The organism is Microbulbifer aggregans (assembly GCF_001750105.1).
GTDB classification, from domain to species: domain Bacteria; phylum Pseudomonadota; class Gammaproteobacteria; order Pseudomonadales; family Cellvibrionaceae; genus Microbulbifer; species Microbulbifer aggregans.
In genome coordinates this window covers 3,012,480-3,035,944 of the sequence record NZ_CP014143.1, presented here as the reverse complement: position 1 = coordinate 3,035,944, position 23,465 = coordinate 3,012,480, and the positions used below count along the sequence as shown (strand labels likewise).

Genomic DNA, 23,465 nt, shown 5'->3' with positions numbered 1-23,465 from the left:
GGTTTCATTTGAAACCATATGTGGCTTGCGGGAAGGGGGAGAGAGCGGCAAACCGGCTCTACACAGGGTAGTATTTGTAGGAGCCGGATTGCCATCGATGGGGAAATTATCGTGACAGCGATAGGCGCACCGTGTGCCCCTTCCACTGGTCTCAGAGCTCGGCCAGTTCCTGCAGCAGTGGGAAGTAAAGGGCGCGCCGTATTTTTCTTTCACCTCGGTCAATAAATAGGCGGCTGTAAATCTCGAGCTGGTCGCGATAGCTCTCAAGCTGTTCGCCAATGAACACCTCTCGATCCTGCCCCTCAACCGGTTCCGCCGTCTTGTAGTCGACAATCCATCGAACGCCCTGATCATCCACGAAAGTACGATCGATTATGTAGGTCCGAAGCTGGCGTCCTCCTGTATGCACTGTTAGCTCACAGGCGGAGTCCTTGTGTTTATTGTCGAGGAGCCAGCGGCCGTGCTGGCAATTAAGAGCGCGTAATACTGCTTGCTGTACTTTTTCGGCTGCAAACTCGAGTGACGTCCCGGAAAGGCCCAGTTGTCGCAGGCGCGCCTGCCAGAGTGGCCGCTGGTCAGATACCCGCTGCTCGTCCCAGCCCTCGATGCCGGTTTCGGCAATGGTTGCCAGAGTTTCGTGGGCAATGGTGCCGGCGTGGCGCAACCAGCGTTGGCCAACCTTGCCCAGCTCCGGCAGGTTCGGTTCGTCTGACGGCGTTGGTTGGTAGTCGGGCATGCGGTAGGGGGCCATCCACTCGAGCGCCGGGAAACGCGGTGTTTCCCAGCTGTCAGGCAAGTGCAGGAAATAGTCCCTGTCGTGTTCCGCACCGGCTGTGGTAGCACCGGCGGATGCGCTGTCATCAGGTGCCAACCAGTGACACCATTCACACTGCTCGGAAATGGATTCCCAGATGCCCGCCAGCAGTGAGGCGGCGCCGGGTGCTTTGAAGCTGGGTTTCTTCTCTTCCTGCTCGACGCAGCCCAGCAGGTGCAGGGAGTGAATAGCGCGGGTGCAACCAACGTACAGCAGTCTTGTGCCTTCAAGACGCTCGCGTTCATTGTTGTCGAACTTCAGGAAGTCGAACAGGGGATCCCTGTCGCCGCGGGCACTTTTCGGTGCCAGCAGGAACCGGCTCTCCCCCCGATTGTTTAGCCATTCAGCCCATCGCAGGAGCTGGTCACCTCCGGGCTTGCCGCCCTGGTCGAGACCAGGAATCAGCACATGCTCGAATTCGAGGCCCTTGGACTTGTGAATTGTCATGACCTGCACCCGGGCGTCTTCACCGGGGCGGGCGAATAATTTTTCGAGGCCGAGCTGGAATTCCTGCCAGTCGGGGATATAACCGCCGCGATCATAGCGCTCCAGCAAACGGAAATAATCGGCGACGTTGGCCACTTCTTCCGGCGCGGTACAGGCAGGTCCACCGAGGCTGAGCCATAGCCCCTCGATCAAAGACCTCAGTGGCTTGCGCCCGCGCTCCTGCCAGGCTCGGGAAAGCAGTGGCGTCGTGCGGAGCAGGCGCACACGGCCCTCTTCACTGAGGCCCGTGACCTCGTCGAGGCTGTCCAGGGCCTGCAGTAGCGGGCGGACGGCAGCATCGGTGGCGTGAAGGGCGCCGTTATTCCAGTTGGCGAGACAATGCAGATCGGACCAGGACAGGCCGCACCAGGGCGCGCGAAGCACCGCCAGCCAGCTCAGGCGATCACTGGGATCGAGCAGGGCGCGGGTCAGGCTGAGCAGGTCGATGATGGCCATCTTGCTGGCCAGTGGCGCCAGTTCCGGGGCCTGGTATCTGATCCCTGCGGCATCCAGTGCGGGAAGGATCTGCGCCAGGTGCCGTTTCTTGCGCACCAGGATGGCGATACGGCCTTCCGGATCACTGGCCCTGAGGTCCCCGACGAGCGTCGTGACCTGTTCAGCCTCGTGAAGACGCTCTGGGTCATCGATGCAGCCATAGAACTGCACGGCTGGATGCGTTTCCGGCTTGCCCTCGCGAAAAGCGACTGAATCCAGATAGCGGACCGCGCCACGACCAATATTGTCCTGGGCGGGGAATGCCTGCCGGAATATTTCATTGACCCAATCCACCACCGCGCGATCAGAGCGGAAGTTGACCTGGAGGTCCAGGGGGTTGAGCGGGACTTCACCGATACCGCGGGCGCGCGCGTCGAGGAAAATGCCCACGTTGGCATTACGGAAGCCGTAGCACGACTGCATACCGTCACCCACGATAAAAAGCGTGCGGCCATCATCTGGCTGCCAGCCGGCAGTGAGCTTTTCAAGTAGTTGCAGCTGCAGCTGAGAGGTGTCCTGGAACTCGTCCACCAGGATATGTCGGACCTGCAGGTCCAGTTTTAGCGCCAGGTCGGTAGGAGCGTCGTTATCTCCCAGTGCGATCAGGGCAGCCTGTGCTACCTCGGTATAATCCGTGGCCCCCAGCTGCTGAAAGACCAGCTTCAGCTGAGCCACCATTTGCGGCAGTACCTCGGCCATGGCCTGCAACAGTTGCCATTGGCTCTCCGGCAGGGAAGTTGGCAATTGCCGGATTTCGTTGATGGCGGCGAGCAGATTGGGGTCGCCAGCCATTTCCTCCAGCACCGCTTTCATTCGCGCTTTGTATTCCTGCGCGCGATCGTACTCCGGATCCTTCTTGGCCGGAGAGATAAAGCCCAGTTTTTTGTTCAGTCCCCCGGGCTTACGCAACTCGCCCTTGCCGGTAACCAGCAATTCTGTCAGCGCGAGCCAGTCCAGTAAGTTTGTCGGATCTGTGCCCGGCAGTCCGCTGAGATCTGAGCAACGGCAAAGGGGGTGCGCGGGATTTTCCTGCTGCAGATTCTGGCCGGCGTAATTGGCCAGCTCTGCGAGTTCACCGGCAAAGCTTCCGAGCGCCTCCTCCAATGCCCCCAGATTTTCCGCCACCAGTTCGTCAATGACGTGGTGAAAGTAAGCTTTGGCATCCTCGGAGCCAACACCGAGCAGCTGTGCCAGCCACTGCTCGCGCTTTTCCAGCAGGGTTTGTAACAGTTTATTCAGCTGCCCGAGGTCATTGTCCAGGTGCAGCAGCAGTCTTGAGAGAGCAGAGTCTGGCTGATCCGCATCCAGTCCCTCGAGCAATCTGGTTACGGCCAGTTCAAATGCAATACTGGCCTGTTCCAGCGGCTCGCCGGGTGCGCCCAGGCCGCTGTCGATCGGCAGCTGGCTCGCCAAACTGCGGCAGAGCCCGTCGATGGTCTGGAAGCGCAGACGCTGTGGAGCCTGGAGCAATTGCCAGTTCTGGCGTTGATCCTGCTCCAGCAGGGCCCGCGCGAGATCCCAGGTCACTGCGTCGTGGGAATTTTCCGGGCGTGGTTCGTCTCTGGCTTTCAGAAGCGCATGAATCAGGCGCTCGCGCATTTCCCCGGCCGCCTTGCGGGTAAAAGTGATGGCCAGCACTTCCTCGGGTTGCTGGCAGTGCGCCAGTAACTTGAGCACCCGCTGGGTCAATAGACCGGTCTTGCCGGAACCCGCTGGTGCGGAAACGGCAAAGCTCTGCGTGATATCCAGGGCCCGGGCCCGGGCCGCGGCGTCAACGGGTTTATGACTTTGTTCCACTGCTATCTCTTCACTCACTTCCGCACCTCTCTTTCCGGCCAGCGGTTGAGGGGCCACAGATCCCGGTTGTTATCGGCGGGACGATCGAACTTCAGGCTGGCATACCCGCCGCGGTACTCCTCGGCCAGCTGGGTGAGGCTCTGTTGCCAGTGTTCGGTGAGATCGTGCCAGGTGGTCAATGGCCCATCCTTTTGCAGGTCTGCCACCGCCTTGATCCCGTCGATGGGCTGTTCCAGGTCACCGGAGCCCTTCCACTTACAGTCGCCCCAGCGAACCTGTGCGAAAGCGATAGCGCGTGATTCCGGCTGGGTGAGCGCGTAGAGCGGCAGCTGCGGTTCCCGGACTCGCTCTTGGAGCCAGTCACTGACCGTGGTCTGGCCTGTCTTGTAGTCAATCACCAGCTGGGTGCCATCGGGAAGGGTGTCGAGACGGTCCAACCGCAGTTGCATCTGCAGGCCGCCAATCTCAGCTTCCTGGGCCCACTCGACTTTTTCAACCGTGAATGCGGGGCGTGATTTTTCCAGCTCGAGCCATTGCTCCAGCAGCCGCGTCAGCCGCTGGTGTTCCAAAAGCCAGAAGCCGTGGGGCAGGTGTCGGTGCTGGTGCCGGAGGGATTCGATGGCGGACTCTGCGGCGCTGCTGATCTGGTCGCGGCGCTGTTCGTCTTCCAGCGCGGCCAGTGCCGCCGAGTTTCCACATCGCTGCCAGAATACGGCCAGTGCCTCATGGACCAGCTTTCCCCGTTCGGCCGGGTTGAGACCGAGGGTCGGCTCGTTGAAGCGGGTGGCCCCCAGCCGGTAATGGAGTTGGGCGTTCAGCGGGCTCAGAGCCTGGTTCTTGAGAACCCCGGAACCACCGCGCACGGGCCGGCACTCCGCCGGTTGCAGTGGCGGGAACCGATGGTCGGCCTGCCGTTCGAGCGCCCCGTTTTGCTGCAGGCTCTGCCAGTGCTCGTGCAATGGATCAGTGTCAAAGGCATCGCCCTGGAGGGCGTCCGGGAACAGGCTGCTCAGCGCCTGCTCCACACCATCTGCCTCGCGGGCATAACTCACCACGACGTCTGCGCTGGCTTCGAGCAGGTCGTTGGTCAGTTGTCGGGCCAGCTCGAGTTCCCGCTCTGCGCTGGCCCTGGGCATCTGCCAGTGCTTCTGCCACTGCACTGGCAGCAGTGGGTTGGGCGCCGGCGCCGGCGGCCACTGCTGCTGGCCAAAACCGACCAGGCGCAAGTGATCGAAGGACAGACCGGCGGCCTCGAGCACGCCCAGAATCTGCACAGGGCCATCGCGGGTCTCCGCCTGGAACGGTGTCCGGCTGGCGATGCGGCGCAGGTGTTGGAGTGCCTGCATCAGGGTGAGGCTGCCGGCAAAAGGTGTCAGCGCGGCGAAGTCTTCGAGGGCCTGTTCCCAGAGATTGAGCTGCTGGTATTCCTGGCTGTCCGGGTTGCGCGGGCCTGGCCAGCCCAACGCTTCCAGCGTTTGTGAAAATCGCAGGGCCCAGACTTCCGCGGGCGCCCGCCGCCATCGTCTGGCACGATCGCCGATGAGTTCGAGCTGTCTCGGTAGTTGCGGAGACTCCAGGCCGATGCGCGTTGCGAGTTTTTCTGCGGTGCTGCGCAGAACATCTCCGCGAACAGTGCGCAGCTCGCGTTTTTCCAAGGTGCGGAACAGGGCGCTCCGCAGCCAGAACTCGCTGTCGATCGTAGAGTCATCGTCCTCCTGGCCGGCCACAGCCAGGCCCCAGAAGGGGCTGAACAGAAGACCGCGAAGCTCGGCATACGCCCATTCGTCCTTCAGTAGCTCCAGCAGTTGCAGGGCACCCGCGCCAATGGGCGTCTGGGCCAGGGGCGTACCGGCGGAAAAGTTGAAAGGCAGGGTGTAGCGGGGCTGGCGCGGATCGAGCGCCTGGGGCTCCAGAACACGGGCGAAAATAGACTCCACCTGGTCCCGGCACTGGCCGAGGTTGTTCACCACGATGCCGATACTGGTGTGGGGATCTTCTTCCAGCAATTTTGCGCACCAGCGGGCCGCCTGATAAAGCTCACTTTCCAGGTCAGGACATGAAGCGATCGCCCGGGAACCGGCCCTGTGGAGCTGCTGGTGCTCGACGACCTCAGCGCAGGCCTGCTCGATAATATGCCGGAAGATGGGGGGCAACTGCGCAAACCCTGCCAGATGGATTTCCTTGAGCGGCTCAATAACTCCGGAACGGAACGCTTCCGCCACCAGTAAATCCCGCTGGTCCGGTGTGATTGCGTCCTGGGCTTTCAGTTCCCGGTTGAAAGCGTCGATGAGTTCAAACAGTGGATATTCCGCCCGCGACAGGGCGAACTGCTCCAGCGGCGCCGTAATCACAGCGTCGAGATCGTCCAGGTCATCCAACAGTCGCCACTGGAACAGCTGGGACAGTGCCGTATCCGCATCCCGGCAGAGCTGCTGGCTGTTCAGCAATTGACGTTCCAGGGTCTGGTCGAGAGCACGTTGCCAGAGCAATTGCCGCTGTTCTGCGTTCAGCACCGGTTTCCAGGCCGGTGCCCAGCCCGATTGCTGAAGCCGGACCCATACCGAATCCAGCCACCCCCTTAACGACTCCACCGGTGGCGGCGCCCAGTTGCCGCGCTCGCCCTGGTGATAGGCATAAACCTGCTGGCAGCGATTGCGCAGCCGGTTGTTGGGTGTCAGCAGCAAACTGTTCTCGGGCAGTCGGGCAAGGATGTCGAGGGCGGCAAATGCCGGTTGCAGCATGGGATCTCCCAGGGGGTTCTGGTAATGGTTGTTATTCTTGGCCTGCGGGGCTCACGACATCCACGACTTCCTGCAGGGGGAACTCGCGGAAAGCCGCGGCAATCCTGCCCTGTTCGTCTGTGGCGGTGCACATCAGTTTGCCGTGTCCCGGTGTCGCGGGTTGTGCCAACTGCAGTTGTTCGAGCCACCACTGCACCCGCCGGGCGATGGCTGCGCCGGAGTCCAGCCACGCCACCGGCCTTGGGGCTGATCGGGCAAGTTCCTCGCGGAGCAGCGGGAAATGCGTGCAGGCCAGTACGGCAGTGTCGACAAGTTCACCACCCGGGGCGTCGAAAATACGGGCGATGACCGGTGCCAGTTGCTCTTCGGTGACCGCTTCGCCCCTCAGCTTGGCCTCGGCGAGGCGGACCAGTTCCGGTGCCGGGACGTTGATGACATTGGCACCGTTGGCAAATTCGCTGATCAGGTCGCGGGTGTAGTGCCGGTTGACCGTGCCCTCTGTGGCGATGAGGGCGATGGTGCCGGTGTGGCTGGCGGCGGCGGCGGGCTTCACCGCAGGCACCACCCCCACGACCGGTTGTGAGAGTTTCTCGCGCAGGGAGGGCAGGGCGAGGGTGCTGGCGGTATTACAGCCGACGACGAGGATATCGGCTCCGCATCGCTCCATCATCGCCGTGGCACACCCCACAATGCGAGGGCGAAGCGCCTCCTCGGTCTTGTCCCCGTAAGGGAAAAAGCCATTGTCCACCCCAAAGTGGAGGGTGAGCCCGGGTAACAGCTGGCGTATCTCACGGGCGATGCTGATCGCACCGACACCGGAGTCAAAGATCAGTGCACTTGGGGCCGGATTCCGGCCCTTGTTAGAATGCCCGCTTGTCAAACTCACCACCCGCAGTTGATCTGCGGAAAGGATATCAAAATCCCGCCCGTTTGAGGCCGCCAGGCGCTGCCGCGGAGGGATTGCAGAAGAGAAAAGTTATGGAGTATTTCCCCCTGCAGATCACCATGGAGCTGGCGCTGGTAGCGGCCCTGGTGCTCCTGTGTGCGCTGGTCGCAACCGCAGCACTGGCCCGGGTCAGTCTGGGCCGGCGGCTGGATGAGTGTCGCGCCGAGCTGGGTGTGACCCTGGCCCGCCTCGAAAGCAGCCGGGAGCGCGAGATGGCGGTCTCGGCGGAGCTGCAGGGCGTGAGGGCCGAGCTCGCCGATAAGGTGCAGAGGCTGACTCGTAGCGAAGTGCTGGTCGAAAAAAGTGAGGCGGCACTGGTGGAGCAGCGCCAGCTGCTGGAGCAGACCCGCAAGTCGATGGCAGAGCAGTTTGAGAACCTCGCCAACCGGATTTTTGAGGAAAAGCAGCAGGCCTTCACCCGGCGCAGCGAGGACAGCCTGCGCAAGAGCCTCGATCCGCTCGAGCGCCAGCTCGGCGATTTCCGCAAGCGTGTCGAACACGTCTATGACCGGGAAAATGCCGAGCGCAACAGCCTGCTCGGCCAGATCAAGGCGCTCCGTGAGCAGACCCAGCGCATCAGTGATGAAGCCCTTAACCTGACGTCGGCCCTGAAAGGGGATCGCAAAGTGCAGGGCAATTGGGGCGAGGTCGTGCTGGAGCGCCTGCTCGAGGAATCCGGACTGCAGCGGGGCAGGGAGTACGACACCCAGGTGAGCTTTTCCAGTGATGGTCGGCGGCGCCAGCCGGACGTCATCGTGCGTCTGCCCGAGAACAAGGACCTCATCATCGACTCGAAGGTCTCACTGGTGGACTACGAGCGCTACTGTTCCGCCGAAACGGACGAGGAGCGGGAACAGGCCCTGAAGCAACATGTGAATTCCCTTCGCGCCCATATCGCCGGCCTGAACAAAAAAGCGTATGAGCAGCTGGAGGGGGTACGGACACTGGACTTCGTGTTCATCTTCGTGCCCATCGAGGCCGCGTATATGTTGGCAATGCAGGCGGATCCGGGCCTGTTCCGCGATGCCTACGACAAGCACATCGTGCTGGTCAGTCCGACTACCTTGATGGCTACGCTGCGTACGGTGGAAAACATCTGGCGTTACGAAAAACAGAACAAGAACGCAGAAAAGATCGCCGCTGAAGCGGGCAAACTGCACGATCAATTTGCCATGGTACTGGAATCCCTCGATGAGCTGGGTAACCGTATCCGTCAGGCGGAGGAAGCTTACGAGCAGACCTACAAGCGCCTGGCCACTGGCCGTGGCAACGCGGTGAAGCGCATCGACAGCCTGCGCAAGCTGGGTGCCAAGACCCGTCGCCAGCTGGATGCCGACCTGCGTGACAAGGCAAGCGAAAATCACAAAGCGGCACTGCCGGAACCGGAGCCCGCAGAGGAGAGCGAAGAAGCCTAGTGGAGACTTTCGCCTTTGCGCTCTCCGTTACCGGCCCGATCTTTCTGACTCTGCTGATCGGCTACGGGCTCGCCCGTGCCGGTCTGCTCAGTGAGTCGTTCGTCGACGATGCGTCGCGGCTGGTGTTTCTGATCACGCTGCCGGTACTGCTGTTTATTAAAATCTTCAACGCGGAATCGGCATTGGCGGACGAGTGGCCGCTATTGCTGGCGGCAACGCTGGGAACGCTGGTATCGCTGCCATTGGCGTGGCTGATGGCGCGTCCCCTGGAATATGGGGATCGCAGCGCATTTATACAGGGGGCGTTCCGGGGCAACCTGGGGATCATCGGCCTGGCCTGGGCGGCCAAGGCGTATGGGAATACTGGCTTGGCTCAGGCGGCCCTGCTGATGGCCGTGGTGACGATGATATACAACCTCGCGGCCGTGTCTTTGTTTGCCGCGTACAGCCAGAGCCAGGCTTTTCATTGGCGCCGCCTCCTCAAAGATATCGCCCAGAATCCCCTTATTATCGCGATTGTCATGGCATTGCTGGCCAGACAGCTTGAGCTGGTATTTCCCGCCATGCTGCTGCAGACCGGAGACTATCTCGCTTCAATCACCTTGCCGCTGGCACTGCTCTGTATTGGTGCCAGCCTGGACTTCAGTCTGCTCCGTCGCAGTTCGCTTTCCGCCTTCGGGGCATCCGCGTTCAAGCTATTGATCGTGCCGGTTGTATTACTTGCGTTTGGTTGGCTGCTGGATTTGCCCGCGCAATCCATGGGGGTACTTTTCCTGATGGCCGCAGCGCCGACGGCCACGGTTTCGTTTATCATGGCGCGCGCGATGGGCGGCAACAGCCAGCTGGCCGCAAACATTGTCGCCCTCAGCACGCTGCTGTCCGTTGTTACCGCCAGTGTCGGTCTGGCGCTGTTGAATTCTGTTGTCTAGCTAGTAGGTTCCGCTATGTCCCAATTCCCAGTCTGGTTGCTGATTCTGGCTGCGCTGGTCATTTTTGCTCTCGCCGTTACTGCGGGCTTCTATCTGCGCAAGCTGCAGGTTCAGCAGCGTCAACAGGCCCGTCAGCTCGAAGAGCTGGAGCAGGCCGCGGAAGCGCAGCGCCAGCGGGTCAATGACAGCGTCCAGATCATTGCCCGCACCCTGCTGGATGAGGGGGTCGGTCTGACGGAAGCCTCTATTCGGCTGCGCGTGCTGTTGGACGCACTTCAGGTGGGTGACAGTGTGCGCGAGGAGTTCGTGGTCTTCTACACCGTTGCCGACAAGGCCAGTCACATTCCCATTCTGAAAGACTGGAAAGCCCTGTCCCGCAAGCAGCAATTCGAGTTCGAGAAGGAGATGGCGAAGCTGGAGATGGAATACCGGGATTTCGCCCTGGATGCCGCCCGCCGTATTCTCGGTCGGAGCTTTTAAACAGCGCCAGGTTTTGCGCCCGTGCCAGCTCGAGAGCGCTGGCCCGGACACGCAAGCGTGCTACCGAGCTAGCGCTCTGGCGCTACTTCCTCACCAGCAGCAGACCCGACTCGGTATGGTCCGTATAGGGAAACTGGTCAAACAGCGCGAAGCGCTCGATCCGATGCGTCTTGCAGAGCTCAGCCAGGTTTTCCAGCTGTGTCTCCGGGTTGCAGGAGATATAGAGAATCCGCGGAAAGCGGGCCACCATGGCGCAGGTATCCGGGTCGAGGCCGGCCCGGGGTGGATCCACCAGCACGGTGGAGAAATCATAGCTGTCGAGGTCGATACCCTTGAGCCTGCGGAATGGCCGCACCTTGTCGATCGCCTGGGTAAATTCCTCGCTGGATAGGCGCACGATTTCCAGATTGTCGACGCCGTTCGCGCGGATGTTTTCCTGGGCAGAATTGACCGAAACCTTGGAAATTTCAGTGGCAAGCACCCTGCGGAAATGCTCAGCCAGGGGAATGGTGAAATTACCGTTGCCGCAATAGAGCTCCAGCAGGTCACCGCTCGCCTCCCGGCATACATCCTTGGCCCAGCCGATCATGGCACGGCATATCTCGCCGTTCGGTTGGGTAAAACTGCCTTCCACCTGCTTGTACTGATAGGTTCGTGCGCCGATCTCCAGCTGCTCGGTGACATAGTCTCTGTCGAGCACGACCTTTTGCTTGCGTGAGCGACCCAGGATCGGGAACCCCAGCTTTTCCTGCAGCGCCCGCGCTTCCGCCTCCCACTGCTCATCCAGTTTCTTGTGGTAGATCAGCGTGATCAGTGCGTCGCCGCTGAGGGTGGTGAGAAACTCCGCCGAGAACAGCCGCTTCTTTAACGTCTCGCTTTCATTGACCGCTGCAAGCACCTGCGGCATCAGCTGGTTGATCAGCTCCGACCCGACGGTAAACTCGTCGATGATGAATGGCTTCTTGTACTCGCCCTGACGGTACATGGCGTAGTGGGCGCGGCCCTGCTCGTGCCAGACCTTGAACTCGGCCCGCAACCGGTAATGAATGGGCGGGGAGGGGAACACCTCCGGATCGAGGTCTGTATAGCGGCTATAGGCTTCACGCAGGCGCTCCGCCTTCTGTGCGAGCTGTTCACGGTAATCGTCGGTGTTTACTCGATGTAGAGCCATAGAAGCGTCCAGTCTCGGTTTGCGGGCGGGCGCGGATTATAGCGGCCCAGGCCGTTTCCGTATAACGCAGATGCGCGCTGCTTGCTCAAAGGCTCAGGCGCGCACAGGAGGTTGGCAATGCCGGTAGGGCAAATCGAAATAGTAGTGCGCGGGCAGGGGCTGCACGAATTCACTGACCGGGCGGCCGAGTGGCTGGCGGGCCAGGGAGTCGGAGAGGGACTCTGTACCCTGTTTATCCAGCACACCTCCGCCAGCCTTTTGATTCAGGAGAATGCCGACCCGTCGGCGCGCCACGACCTGGAAAACTGGCTGAACCGCCTGGTGCCGGAAAACGACTCCCTTTACACCCACACGCTCGAAGGCCCGGACGATATGCCGGCCCACATCAAGGCAGCGCTGACCGCAACCAGCCTCTCCATACCGGTGCAAAACGGGCGCATGCTGCTTGGCACCTGGCAGGGGCTCTATTTGTGGGAGCATCGACATCACGCCGGCCGGCGGCGCGTGGTCATGCATGTGGGGTGACCGGGCCGGCGTTACAGGCAGTTGGTCGGCTTTGGCAGCCCCGCGATCTTGCTCGCAACCCGGGCGGGGCTTGGTGGGAAGAGTTGCATCAGGTAGATACTGCGGCCCTTGTCGGCCCCGAGTTGCTGGCCGACGTATTTGACCAGCGGTCGCATCGCCGGGGACAGCTCGAATTGCCGGTAGAAGTCCTGTAGCAGTCTCAGCACTTCCCAGTGGGCTTCTGTCAGATCAATGTCTTCGGAGGTTGCCATGTACTCGGCCACGGCCGGGCTCCAGTCATCCAGGTTGCGCAGGTAGCCCTCCTTGTCGAGCGGGATCTCACGTCCCTCAATGGTGATTGACTTGCTCATGCCTAGAACCAGCTGACAATTGGTGCGTGTTCGACGCACAGTGCAACCCAGCGCTGTTCGTCGATCAACTCTATGGATTGCTCTGCCTCAATACCGCGCGCATTCACATCTGCCTGCAGGCAGTAGGTTGCTACGGGCATCATCGCCGCCTCTGAACCTGTGGCAGCGTAAACACCGTCCTCGATGAGCAGCAGTGCGTCGCCTTCGGCCATGGCAGCGAGGCATTCGCGCAGTGCGCTGGAGCGATAGGGAGACTGGTTAACGATGTGCAGGGCCATGTTCAGAAACTCAATACATGTCGGTAGCGAGAGATCAGGGCTCCGGCATCGCGGGCCAGCTCCAGCTCCATCCCCGGCAGCGCGAGGGTGTCTTTGTGGATGCCGCGCACCTCGAGGCTTTGCCGGCAGACATGAATCCGCTCGACCCCGAACATGGGCAGTGCCTGCAGGTTCCGGTACAGGCTCTTTTGCTCGATCTGCTGCGGTGCCTGACCGGACATCAGCTGGAACACTCCGTCCCCCATGAACAAAACATCCGGAGTTTGATCCATAGCCGCTGCGGCAAGCACGGCTTCCAGACCCTCGCGGGCGAGAGAACTTCCATAGGGGGAGCGGCGGAAAATCACCAGCGTTACCTGACTCATCCATTGCCCCCGAATGTCACGACCCGGTCAGAGTGCGCGGTGGCGTCTGCCAATTGGCCCAGGCCGCCCATCTCGAATCCATCGGCGAGATTGGCCGCCGGGCGTTCCAGGCGTTCCGCTTCGCTGTCACTCAGGACCCCTCGGCGTTGGGCCGCGGCGATACAGACGACCAGGTCAACTCCATGTTCCTGCTTCAGTTCCTGCCAGGGAGTGAGGAGGTCTTTTTCGTCCTGCGGCGGGGCCGCCAGGGCGCTGCCGTTGTGCACGCCGTCGGCATAAAAGAACACCCGGTAGAGCTGGTGGCCCGCGTCCACTACGGCACGGGCGAAGCGCAGGGCTGTAGCTGCAGATTCACTGGCGTGTGGGGCTGAGTAAACGACGAGTGAAAATATCATCAGAGTCCACAAACTAAAATGCCCCGCAGCGCGGGGCATTTGGGGTTCAGGTCACTGCGGGCGATCAGTCATCGGAAGCAAAACCGAAGATATGCAGCAGGGAAGTGAACAGGTTCAGGATGTTCAGGTACAGCGAGGTGGTGGCCATCAGATAGTTGGTTTCACCACCGTGTACGATGCGGCTGGTGTCATAGAGAATGAAGCCGGAGAACAACAGTGCGATCACGCCGCTCAGTGCCACCTGGGCGATCGGCATGTAAACGCCGAAGAAGCTGGCAATCATCATGCCGATGGCGCATACCAGAACAGCAATCAGGCCCACGAACAGGAAGCCACCCATAAAGCTGAAGTCCTTGCGGGTGGTCAGCACGTAGGCGGACAGAGCGAAGAAGATCAGGGCGGTGGTTCCCAGGGCCTGCATGACGACCTGGCCGCCACTGGCCATGCCCAGGTAGTGGTTCAACAGCGGGCCGATGGAGGCGCCCAGCAGACCGGTAAAGGCGAAGACGACACCCACGCCGGCGGCAGAGTTGGCGGTGCGTGGCAGCACGAACCACACCAGCGCGATAGCGGCGATGGAGCAGATCAGGCCCATGCCCCGGCCCATGCCAGTAGCCATGGCAATGCCGGCGGTGAAAGCACTGAACAGCACTGTCATGGCCAGCAGGGCATAGGTGTTGCGCAGAACCTTGGCAGATTCCGAGCGATCCACTGCACGGGTCTGGGTATAAACTTGCGGCTGCATTGTAAGCGACTCCTGCTATTTAACGATTGAGATGAATCATATAGCTGCTGGGTTGGACCATCAAGTCAGTTGAAGGTTCTACCGGCCAGTCGCTTCAGGAATCGGTCTTTTCCCCGCTTTTTCCCTGATCTTCATGGGGTTTTTGTCGCACGGGCAGTTCGATATCGGTGATCAGGGGCAGGTGATCCGAGGCGAGCCGGGTCAGCTCCGTACTGGGCACCTGGATCTTCTTGACGCGCAGGTGCCGGTCGACAAACACGTAGTCGATACGGGCCTTCGGCATGCGGCTGAAGTAGGTACCCTGGGGCTTGTAGCGGGGCGAGTGCAGTTGGGCATCCCGTAGCTGAGTACAGAGCAGCTTGTGCTCTGCCGAGTTCGGCAGGGCGTTAAAATCGCCCACCAGGATCTTTGCCCCCTTGCAGTCCGGATGGCCCAGCCATTCCGGCCCCAGCAGAGCCTCCACCTGCGCCAGCCGCTCCGCTTTCTGCAGGCCGAGATGGGTATTGAGCAGTTGGATTTTCTCGCCGTGCAGATCAACCTCCACCCATAGCGCGCCGCGGGGCTCGTCGACGGAGGGTAGGAAGCGGTTGCCGGTCCCCTCCGGCGGACCGGGCAGAATATCCCGCTTGACCAGGCGCATGGGCAGGCGGGAGAGGATCGCGTCACCGTAGCGTTCCTCTTCCAGGTGGATGGCCGGGTGAAAGTGGAACTCCATCTCGAGGAACTGTGCGATCTGGTGGGCCTGATCGACGCTTCCACTGCGGGGGCGACTGACATCCAGCTCCTGCAGCGCGACCACGTCTGGCTGGTAGCGCGCGATCACCCGGGCAATCCGCTCGGGCGCATAGCGACCATCGACTCCACGGCAACTGTGCACGTTATAGGTCATGACGCGGATGGTACGCTCAGCCACAGGCCTTGGTATCGGCGATAGCGGCTGGGCCCGCTCGAGGAAGGCCTGGGCTGTCTGGCGCAGATCCTCGGCGCGCCAATAGCCTTTGCGGGGTGCACGGATATCCGCAGGCAGCAGGCAGAAGCCGTGGGTTTCGTTGGGACCCGGGCCGCCATGACTACCGTTCTCCACCGCAAAAGTCATGGGTTCCTCGCCGGCACACCAGCCGGACATAAGGAAATCCCCGGCATCCGGGTGACGGCAGAGCTTCTCCAAATCTGCCGCGGTTTCATCCGGGAAGGGATGGGCGTCGCCCATCAGCCAGTGGCCGTCTTTAGGCAGCTCCACCGGACCACTGTGGTGCCAGCCGCGGACCGGGGCGTCGTCACCATCGCCATCCTGGTACAGGACCAGGGGGACGGACGCCTTTTCCACGATCAGCCGTGCAACCTCCGCCCGCTGGGATGGCTCTACCGGCAGGTTGTAGAGCATGGCCATGGGACCCAGGGCAGCCAGTGCCAGGGGAGATTTGCCCTCGGTTTCACCGCCATCCACATCCGGGATGAGCTTCTCGATCCATTCGCTGCCGAACAGCCTTGCGCGCTGCAGCTGGTGGCCATGCCTGCCGGTACTGCGGTAATCATCGGTGTCGGTGGGAAGTTCGGCCAATGCATCAGTGAGAGCCTCGCCGATGCCCCGCCCGTGACGGCTCTCGTAAGGTTCAGCATGCTCCTGTCCGTGATCGGACATGACCCATACATCATACTGACGCCGCTCGGAGCGGTGGGCAGCCCGCCAGATTCGCGCAATGGCGTCGTCGATACCCTTCAGGGTCCAGTGGGCGAAGGCCGAGCTTGGCCCCCGGCGGTGGGACTGCTCGTCATAGCCAAGCAGATTGACGTAGATGATTGGGAGGCCCCGTGCGATATCGATCTTTACCCCGAAGGTACAGAGTTCCCGCATCAGGATGGTGACCGCCACCCGGGTAGGAACGAACATCAGTTCGCGCCAGAGATCCTGGCCGCCGATCACACCGCGGATGGAATCGATCAGGGCAAGAAAGGTCTCCACGACGAGAAGTGTGCCAGTTCGAATCAGCCCCCACAGGTTGCTCAGCAGCAGAAGCAGCACGGTCCACGGGCTGGCCTCCCGCAGAGCGGGACCCCATCCACGGGAGGCGGGGCAAAAGTGTGCCTCGCCGTCGCTGGTACCGGCCCGAAACAGACTGAGGTAGCAACTGCCATCGCGCAGCAGCGGACGTTCGCCGGACTGCTCCAGTTTTTCCTCCACCTTTGCCGCGGCAGCGGGCTCATACATGCGCACCAGCTCGTTGGTGTCACGCATCATGAAGCCAAAAGCGGGCACCACAGCGCGGACGCCGTAAAACAGCTCCGCTTGCACTGCCGGTGTGGTGGAGGGGACTCCCGGGAACAGGTGGTGAAGTGAATAGTGCTCTTTTCGAATCAGTCGCCGCAGAAAGGGCATCCTGCGTTTTGTCAGTGCCTGCTCGAGCTGCGGATAGGCGAGACCGTCCACCTGAATGATGATCAGGCCGTAGTCGTTCGGGTGGCTGTCGCTGGCTGGCAGCTTGAGCAGCTTTGCCATCCATTCGCTGCGGCTGAACTTGCGCCGCCAGCGACGCAGGGCCGTTTCAATCCGCGTCATCATGGTCAGGAGGACCGCGGCTGGGTGTGGTTAAAGGCTGCACCAGCCGCGCTGGTGACGCCCTCGATGATGTCCCACTGGGCGCCGATCAGGTTGCGGAGCCGCATCCACTGCGCGTAGAGCGAGTCGTCGATGGCCCATTCCTGCCGGAGCAGCGGCTGGTAGAGTGAGAGGGCTCTTTCGGCACAGTTTTCCATGGAGAAGCTTTCGGCGGTCTCGAGCGCGGCCTTGCGGATCGCCTCCTTCTCCGCAGGTGGCTGCTGGTAGAGCCACTCGATGGCACTCACGAAATCCCCCCTGGTCTCATTAAGGACCAGGCAACCATTGATCCGCTCCTTTACCACCTCCCTGGTACCGTTGGCGTCGAGGGCGATGACCGGGGTGCCCGCAGCCATGGCCTCGGTCAGCACCATACCCTGGGTCTCACTGGTGGAAGCGAAGACAAAGGCATCCATGGCCCGGTAGGCATTGCGTTGTTCAGCGCCCTGGAGCGTCCCCGGCATATGCAAACGGTCTCCCAGGCCACGAGACCGAAACAGGTTTTCGATGGCCCGGCTGCTGGGCCCACTACCGACGAGCAGGAAGTGACAGTGCTCGTGCTCATGCATGAATTCTGCTACCGCGCCGGACAGGAACTCCAGATTTTTCTCCGGCGCCAAACGACCCAGGTGCCCGAGCAGAAAAGCGTCTTTCGGGATACCGTATTCGCGGCGTGCCGCGTCGCCATCGGCGGGTTCGAACTGCTCCGAAGCGACGCCGGTGGGAACCTCTGCAATTGGTGTGGAAACGCCGCGGGCGCGGAGCAGCTCGGCGATACTCTGGCTCGGAGCGAAAACCAGACTGGAAAGATTGGCATAACGGGTGGCCAGCTCGATGACAAAGCGCTTCAGTACCTGAGAGTCGGCCGGCACGTAATGGGTGTAACGCTCGTAGAGCGTGTGATGGGTAAACACCAGGGGCAGTTCCCTGGAGCGGGCGATGCGCAGTGCGGTCATTCCCAGTAGAAACGGGTGGTGGGAATGCACGATGTCGGGCCGGAATTCATCCAGGCGTTCAGTGAGATCCCCGGAAAACGGCAGTGCCACGGAAAAGTCGCTGCCGTTGAAATTTTGCAGCGCGTGAATGCGCAGCACGCCTTTTTCGGTTGGATCGGTGTGAGCAAAAGTAGGGGCCACTACCAATACCCGGTGACCGCGTTTTTGGTACTCTGCGCTGAACGCGGCAACCGAGCGGGCTACCCCGCCGACATGCGGCAGGTAGGTGTTGGTGAGCATGACGATGTTCACTGGGCTGTGAGCTCCACGCTTTGTTGGCCGTGTTGCACCTCAACAGGAGCGTATCCAAGTGCTCTAACGTGCATCAGCGGTTCACCGTGATACCAGTCTGCCTTCCATGAAACCCGCGGGGTGCTTCCCGGCTGAATCTCCAGTGTAATGACGCCGAAGCGTGTGAGGGCAGGGCCAAAGCGGATCGGTTTCTCTGCGGCGCTATCTGCCAGCCACTCAGGTGGCAAGCCGCTGGCGAGAACCAGCAGGTCGCCCTCCTCACGAACGAAACAGTTTCTCTGCATTGCCACCCACTCGGCGGCGGCCCAGGCGTGTTGGCCATCACCCATGCAGCCACCAAAGGAATGCGGGTGGATCGCCTCCGGCCATTGCCCGGTGGGAGAGGCCAATCGGGCCACATTGCGCATCAGTTCAACGCAACGCGGATCACCCGCCCTGAGAAGCACCTGGGCAATATGCAGGGTCAGGTAGGCATTGATTCCGGAGTGAATCATATCCTGGAAAAAGCCGCCGCTGACGAAACACTTTTCCATCAGGAATTCAGCCAGGTCCAGTAGCCGCGGATCCTTCTCAGGGTAGAGCTGCAGCGGGTAACCTGCCGCAATGGAGCCGATGGCGCCGGCATCCAGTCGCCGGTTGGGTGAGGCCGGCATCGCCGGACGTCCCAGACGCTCAGCGCAGGCGTTGAGACTGTCGTCGATGGTTTGCTGGAAATCATCCGCCTGTCGGGAGAATTCCTTACCCTCTGCACTGAGCCCGTCGCGATCACACATTGCCGCAGCGGCACGCTGACCGGCCACACCCCAGAAGTCATCCCAGTAATAGCAGTCGTTAGGTCCCAGGTGCTCGGCGCTAAAGCCTGCGGGAAGAAGCCCACCGCAGGGTGAGCCGTCCTTCTGCAGGCGCTTTTTGTCGATCCAGCGAGCGCCCTTCAGCACGGGTTCGTGCCAGGCACTTTTCAGGGGTTTGTTAGTGAGCTGGCAGAACAGGTCGAATATCCACAGGGCCTCACCATTGGAATCCCATTCGCCATCCTGAGAGTGGAAGAAGCCGTCACGCTTTTGTCGCTTGGGGAACTGATCGAGAGCGCGTTCTGCCCGCTCCACCAGCCCCGCGTGGAGCAGCGACTGAATCATGAAGGCCGCATCGCGGAACCAGAAGCGCTTGTAGGTATAGGGCCCCGGGTATACATCTGTCGGGGAATGCAGGATCAGCGTTCGGATCGCTGCGTCATACATAAACTGCAATTCGCGATCAGGCACCTGCAACTGACAGTGATTCTTCAGGTTCTCCTGCCAGCTTGGCGGCAGCTGTGATTCGTGGCGCCCGGAGTGCAGTGGAATTTTCACCGAGATATCCAGCGGCTGGCCCGGTTCGACACGAAACATTGCGGCTGCGGTGGCCATACCGACCTCACACTCACCGTGGGTCCTGCCGCCCTGATTATTCAGGTCAAGGTAGACGTCCCCGTGACGGTAGTCTGATGCCAGGTGGTGCTCCACAGCGCGGTCGAATTCCAATGCGAATTTGTCTTCTACCAGCCACTGGCGACGATTGTCTCCGAGCCGGACCTTGTGAAGGAAACTGACCCCTTCGGGGTTATATGGTCTCAGAGAGACGACCAACCAGCCACCGGAGGGGCTCTGCCCCTGAAGATTGAGCCGGCATACGCTGTCGCTGGCCTCGCGTTCCACCAGCGCGGTGTTGCGAAGCCGGAGTTCACCGAGTTTGCAGTCGGTGATTACGGCGATGTTGTCTTCACGAATGTCGAGTTGCTGTTCGCAGTCCCTGACCTTGGCGGGAACCAGGGCTTCGCCATTGTCCGCCATTAACCAGGCATCCACAGACCAGCCATCGTAATGGGGCGTCAGTAATCCACGGGGGTCAACGACAGGCATTTCCTCGCAGTCGGGAACCCCGACCGCGGTCCAGTTGCGGTGACTGAGATTGCAATGCGTGATGGAAAAAGCCCGCGGGATAAAGGACTCATCGGCCGGGTCAAATTGCCGTTCGACCCAGTAGGGCCATACCCAGTCCAGGTTGTGTTGGATAACCTTGCTGTTCATCAACGCGCGGGCATGGAAGATGACACCGGCACGCAACAACTCGATGGGTTCTGCCACTTCTGAGGGCTGTGCGAAGCGCTGCATCCGCGCCATTACGGACAGTGGATCGAGAAACCCGTGCGATGTTGCAAATTTCCGTACGAAGAAGCGCCAGGGCAGCCATTTCATCCAGGGCATTAGAGATCCTCTTCCTCAATCTTTTCCGCCAGAGCACGGCGAGCCATTCGAGTCAGTCCAATCAGGGCGATAACCGCCAGCACAAAGCCCAGTCCATAAAGGGCCCACTGAACAGGCGTGCGTTCCGCCCCTGTCTGGCCAAGCGTCGCCAGATCCGCGGCGATGGAGCCTACATACACATTGTTGACGGTGAGCGGGATGACGCCAATGAAGTTGCCGATGACGAAGTCCTTCAGTCGAACCGGAGTCAGACCAAAAAAGTAGTTCGATAACTTAAAAGGAAAGAGCGGCACAAGGCGTGTCAGCATAATCATCCGCCAGCCTTCCCGGCGCATGACCTCGCCCAGGTTCGGCGGGCGAACATGGGACATCAGCCAGCGGGAAGGGCGTTCACCAAACAAGTAGCGTGCGATCAGGAAAGCGATGGTGGCGCCGAGAACGGTACCGACGACCACGAAAATGGTGCCTTTGACGACCCCGAATACGAAGCCGGCCCCCATTGTGAAGATGACGCCGGGCGCCAGCACCACGATTGCCAGGGCCATGATCAGTATGAACAGAAGGCTCGCTTGCCAGCCCTTGCTCTCCAGCCACTGCAGCAGCTCAATCAACTGGTCATCCAGGTCGAAATAGACCAACAGGCCAACTGCGGCGGTCACCACCAGCACGCAGCCCGCGAGGAACAAGAGGTATTTATGCCTGGCCTGCATAAGAAGACTCGGGATTGACTCCGGGCTGGTTTAAAAGGTGCCAACCTATAGCCTAGACAAGGTCGGAGGATGGTGTGGCCAGGCCAGTCACACACCATCTTACCGATAGCGGTAACCACAGAGGCTGGATGGCTTGAAGAGGGGTTTGGGCGGAGGACCTTGTCGCTGATCCGTTCAAGTCAACCCCATTTCGGTTCGTTGCGGGATGCGCCAGTCTCCATCAACCGGTTGCAAATAGGCCGTGCTCACATATACCTAAGGTTTAGGGAAATTTTCTTCCTCGATAGAGGAAGTTTGCAGTTCAGGGAAGATGTCATGGAAAAATCTGAGCTACGCAGAGTGCTGGCTGTTGTTTTGTTTGGGCTCTCTTGTGGTTTTTGCGGACAGTTAATTGCTGCCAGTGGCGATGAGCCCGAACCGGAGACTGAGGGTGAAGAGGAGTCCTCCTTTGGTACTTTCGGCGGTAGCGTCCTCATAACCTCTAACTACATGTTCCGCAGCATCTCCAATTCGAATGATGGCCCGGCAGTCCAGGGAGATATGAACTGGTCCCATGATGTTGGCTTCTATGCTGGTCTCTGGGCGTCCAACACCAACTTTGGCGGGCCTGGCAATAGCATGGAGCTGGATCCGTATTTTGGGTTTGCCGGCAATTTCGGGGAAAGTGACTTCAGCTTCGATATCGGCTACTGGTCCTACAACTACCCAAAGTCCGCATTTGATCTGGACTATGGGGAGATTTATGTCTACGTGACTTACACCAAAGACAAGTTTTCCGTTAGCCCCAGTATCTGGTATGCGGAAAATTACTTTGGTGAAGATTTCCTCGATGATGTCAGCGGCATTGCCTACGAGGTGACTTTTTCCTACCAGTTCCCGAAGAATGTCTCTGCTTCCGTGAGGTTCGGTGAACAGGCTTTCGACTCCTCTTTTGACAACCTTGACTTCGTCTACTGGGATGCAGGCATAGACTGGGCCATTGACGACTGGAGCATTGGTCTCCGCTGGTATGACACTGATGGTGTTGATCCATTCCTCGCCAGCCGCAAGCTGACCGATGGCGAATTTGTACTTGGTATTACCCGGAACTTTTAAGTTCGCGAGACGGGGAGTGCAATGAGCAACTGACCGGCTCTGGCCAGCATTCCATCTCCCCGCGCCAAGTGAAATGACTCCCCAGATAAACTTTTCCCGGAGAGCCCCATGTCGGAACTGGACGATCGACTTTTGTGGATACATGGCAAGTATGTTGAGCCTGCCACAGGTGACTATTTTGAAACGATTAACCCGGCAAGCGGGGAGGTAATCTGCAAAGTAGCCCTGGCGGGCTCGGAGGATGTGGAACGGGCGCTCGAGTCTGCTCGCCAGGGCCAGTCGGAATGGGGGGCGCTGGGCAGTGCTGAGAGAGGACGGATACTGGTCCGAACGGCAAATCTGCTGCGGGAGCATAGCGATGAGCTGGCTCGGCTGGAATCTCTCGATGGCGGCAAGCCACTGGCTGAAACTCCGGAGGCAGACGTGGGTTCGGCAGCCGACTGCCTGGAATATTTCGGCGGGCAGGCCGCATCACTACAGGGTGAGTATCAGGCAGTACCGGGTGGGTTCTTTTACACACGTCCGGAGCCACTTGGCATCTGTGCAGGTATCGGAGCCTGGAATTATCCGCTACAGATTGCTGCCTGGAAGGCGGCGCCAGCGCTCGCCGCGGGCAATGCGATGGTATTCAAGCCTGCAGAACTGACTCCGCTGTCCGCACTGCGACTTGCGGAGCTGTTTAAAGAGGCTGGCCTGCCGGACGGAGTCTTCAATGTAGTGCAGGGATTTGCTGAGACTGGAAAGTCCCTGACAACGCATCCGGCGGTAGCCAAAGTTTCCCTCACCGGGGAAGTGGGCACCGGCAAGATAGTGATGAAAGCTGCCGCGGACAGCCTCAAGTCGGTCACGCTGGAGTTGGGGGGGAAATCCCCTCTGATCGTCTTCGATGACGCACACCTTGATAACGCCGTCGGGGCAGCGATGCTCGGTAACTTCTATACCCAGGGACAGATCTGTACCAACAGCACCCGGGTATTCGTGCATGAGAAAATCAAGGATGCGTTCGTTGAGAAACTGGTTGCCCGAACGGAGCGGCTAAAGCTGGGTGACCCTCTAGACCCCAGTACTGATGTAGGCCCGATGATCAGCGCGGACCACATGCAAAGTGTCCTGAACTACCTGGAAAAAGGCAAAGAGGAAGGCGGTAAGGTTCTGGTTGGCGGAGGGCGGGCCAATGTTCCGGGTCACGAAAAAGGCAACTTTGTGCAACCAACCATCTTTGATGGTCTCAGTGACGATATGACCATCGTGCGCGAGGAAATCTTTGGCCCGGTGCTCTCACTCCTCAGCTTTGCAGATGAAGAGGAAGTGCTGAAGCGAGCCAATAACACCGAATTCGGCCTCGCCGGCGGAGTCTTCACCCGCGATATACAGCGCGCGCACCGGGTTGCGGCCGCTATCGAGGCCGGTATTGTCTGGATCAATGCCTACAACCTGACCCCGGTGGAGATGCCATTCGGCGGCTTCAAACAGTCGGGAATCGGCAAGGAAAACAGCAGGCGGGCCTTTGAGCATTACGCCAAGTTCAAGACGGTCTATGTCGCGGAAGGGGATGTTGACGCCCCCTACTAGGGCTGGCAAAGAAACCTTACTGGCACAAGCAACACGGAAGTTAGCGAGCACAGTCGGCCCTGTGCCCGCA

The 23,465-nt window shown here is 60.4% G+C and carries 19 protein-coding genes; 6 read left to right on the top strand and 13 right to left on the bottom strand.

Features of this window, described 5'->3' with window-relative positions; translation table 11 throughout:
* Window positions 1-151: 151 nt before the first annotated feature.
* Genes AUP74_RS13215 through murI form a run of 3 tightly spaced genes read right to left on the bottom strand, consistent with a single transcriptional unit; the run spans window position 152 to window position 7,219 of the window.
* On the bottom strand, window positions 152-3,610 hold the full coding sequence (locus AUP74_RS13215) for a UvrD-helicase domain-containing protein (RefSeq protein ID WP_083260986.1): 3,459 nt from the start codon (window positions 3,608-3,610) through the stop codon (window positions 152-154).
* The gene (locus AUP74_RS13210; RefSeq protein ID WP_069947980.1) at window positions 3,607-6,333 is read right to left on the bottom strand and encodes a PD-(D/E)XK nuclease family protein; all 2,727 of its coding nucleotides are present in this window, start codon (window positions 6,331-6,333) and stop codon (window positions 3,607-3,609) included. The genes AUP74_RS13215 and AUP74_RS13210 overlap by 4 nt, the downstream gene beginning before the upstream one ends.
* Before the next feature lie 31 nt (window positions 6,334-6,364).
* Window positions 6,365-7,219 carry a glutamate racemase gene (murI, locus tag AUP74_RS13205; RefSeq protein ID WP_069948894.1) on the bottom strand — a complete coding sequence of 285 codons (855 nt, stop codon included), beginning with the start codon at window positions 7,217-7,219 and terminating at the stop codon, window positions 6,365-6,367.
* Between the two features lie 92 nt (window positions 7,220-7,311).
* Here murI and AUP74_RS13200 point away from each other — a divergent pair, with 92 nt between their 5' ends.
* The 3 genes from AUP74_RS13200 to AUP74_RS13190 are packed head-to-tail and all read left to right on the top strand — an operon-like array spanning window position 7,312 to window position 10,103.
* The gene (locus AUP74_RS13200; protein WP_069947979.1) at window positions 7,312-8,694 is read left to right on the top strand and encodes a DNA recombination protein RmuC; all 1,383 of its coding nucleotides are present in this window, start codon (window positions 7,312-7,314) and stop codon (window positions 8,692-8,694) included.
* Entirely contained in the window at window positions 8,694-9,623 is a 930-nt protein-coding gene (locus tag AUP74_RS13195) for an AEC family transporter (RefSeq protein WP_069947978.1), read from the top strand. The genes AUP74_RS13200 and AUP74_RS13195 overlap by 1 nt, the downstream gene beginning before the upstream one ends.
* Before the next feature lie 15 nt (window positions 9,624-9,638).
* Window positions 9,639-10,103, top strand: a complete 465-nt coding sequence (locus AUP74_RS13190) for a DUF2489 domain-containing protein (RefSeq protein WP_069947977.1) — start codon at window positions 9,639-9,641, stop codon at window positions 10,101-10,103.
* A gap of 82 nt (window positions 10,104-10,185) precedes the next feature.
* Here the strand turns inward: AUP74_RS13190 and trmA are convergent, their stop codons facing one another.
* Window positions 10,186-11,274, bottom strand: a complete 1,089-nt coding sequence (gene trmA, locus AUP74_RS13185) for a tRNA (uridine(54)-C5)-methyltransferase TrmA (RefSeq protein ID WP_069947976.1) — start codon at window positions 11,272-11,274, stop codon at window positions 10,186-10,188.
* Window positions 11,275-11,391: 117 nt separating this feature from the next.
* On the opposite strand from trmA, the gene AUP74_RS13180 reads away from it, so the two are divergent.
* Window positions 11,392-11,799, top strand: coding sequence for a secondary thiamine-phosphate synthase enzyme YjbQ (locus tag AUP74_RS13180; RefSeq protein ID WP_069947975.1), 408 nt, complete (start codon window positions 11,392-11,394; stop codon window positions 11,797-11,799).
* A gap of 11 nt (window positions 11,800-11,810) precedes the next feature.
* Here AUP74_RS13180 and AUP74_RS13175 read toward each other — a convergent pair whose 3' ends face one another.
* From AUP74_RS13175 to AUP74_RS13135, 9 genes are all read right to left on the bottom strand, one after another.
* Window positions 11,811-12,149, bottom strand: coding sequence for a TusE/DsrC/DsvC family sulfur relay protein (locus AUP74_RS13175; RefSeq protein ID WP_069947974.1), 339 nt, complete (start codon window positions 12,147-12,149; stop codon window positions 11,811-11,813).
* A gap of 2 nt (window positions 12,150-12,151) precedes the next feature.
* Window positions 12,152-12,427 carry a sulfurtransferase complex subunit TusB gene (gene tusB, locus AUP74_RS13170; protein WP_069947973.1) on the bottom strand — a complete coding sequence of 92 codons (276 nt, stop codon included), beginning with the start codon at window positions 12,425-12,427 and terminating at the stop codon, window positions 12,152-12,154.
* 2 nt (window positions 12,428-12,429) lie between these two features.
* Complete coding sequence (gene tusC / locus AUP74_RS13165) at window positions 12,430-12,792, bottom strand: sulfurtransferase complex subunit TusC (RefSeq protein WP_069947972.1); 363 nt, start codon at window positions 12,790-12,792, stop codon at window positions 12,430-12,432.
* A complete protein-coding gene (gene tusD / locus AUP74_RS13160; protein WP_069948893.1) occupies window positions 12,789-13,187 on the bottom strand; it encodes a sulfurtransferase complex subunit TusD in 399 nt (132 codons plus the stop codon). Before tusD ends, tusC begins: the two co-directional genes overlap by 4 nt.
* A gap of 64 nt (window positions 13,188-13,251) precedes the next feature.
* Entirely contained in the window at window positions 13,252-13,932 is a 681-nt protein-coding gene (locus AUP74_RS13155) for a Bax inhibitor-1/YccA family protein (protein ID WP_069947971.1), read from the bottom strand.
* 94 nt (window positions 13,933-14,026) lie between these two features.
* Window positions 14,027-16,492, bottom strand: a complete 2,466-nt coding sequence (locus tag AUP74_RS13150; protein ID WP_069947970.1) for an endonuclease/exonuclease/phosphatase family protein — start codon at window positions 16,490-16,492, stop codon at window positions 14,027-14,029.
* Window positions 16,493-16,494: 2 nt separating this feature from the next.
* Window positions 16,495-17,775 (bottom strand): glycosyltransferase, encoded by a 1,281-nt coding sequence (locus AUP74_RS13145; RefSeq protein ID WP_069947969.1) that lies wholly within the window; start codon window positions 17,773-17,775, stop codon window positions 16,495-16,497.
* Window positions 17,772-20,018: a glucosidase family protein gene (locus AUP74_RS13140; RefSeq protein WP_069947968.1), complete on the bottom strand. Its 2,247-nt coding sequence runs from the start codon at window positions 20,016-20,018 to the stop codon at window positions 17,772-17,774. Before AUP74_RS13140 ends, AUP74_RS13145 begins: the two co-directional genes overlap by 4 nt.
* Complete coding sequence (locus tag AUP74_RS13135) at window positions 20,018-20,728, bottom strand: TVP38/TMEM64 family protein (RefSeq protein WP_069947967.1); 711 nt, start codon at window positions 20,726-20,728, stop codon at window positions 20,018-20,020. The genes AUP74_RS13140 and AUP74_RS13135 overlap by 1 nt, the downstream gene beginning before the upstream one ends.
* A gap of 315 nt (window positions 20,729-21,043) precedes the next feature.
* Here AUP74_RS13135 and AUP74_RS13130 point away from each other — a divergent pair, with 315 nt between their 5' ends.
* Both AUP74_RS13130 and betB read left to right on the top strand, forming a co-directional pair.
* On the top strand, window positions 21,044-21,823 hold the full coding sequence (locus AUP74_RS13130) for a TorF family putative porin (protein ID WP_158514572.1): 780 nt from the start codon (window positions 21,044-21,046) through the stop codon (window positions 21,821-21,823).
* Window positions 21,824-21,931: 108 nt separating this feature from the next.
* Window positions 21,932-23,395 (top strand): betaine-aldehyde dehydrogenase, encoded by a 1,464-nt coding sequence (betB, locus tag AUP74_RS13125; protein WP_083260984.1) that lies wholly within the window; start codon window positions 21,932-21,934, stop codon window positions 23,393-23,395.
* The last annotated feature ends 70 nt before the right edge of the window (window positions 23,396-23,465 follow it).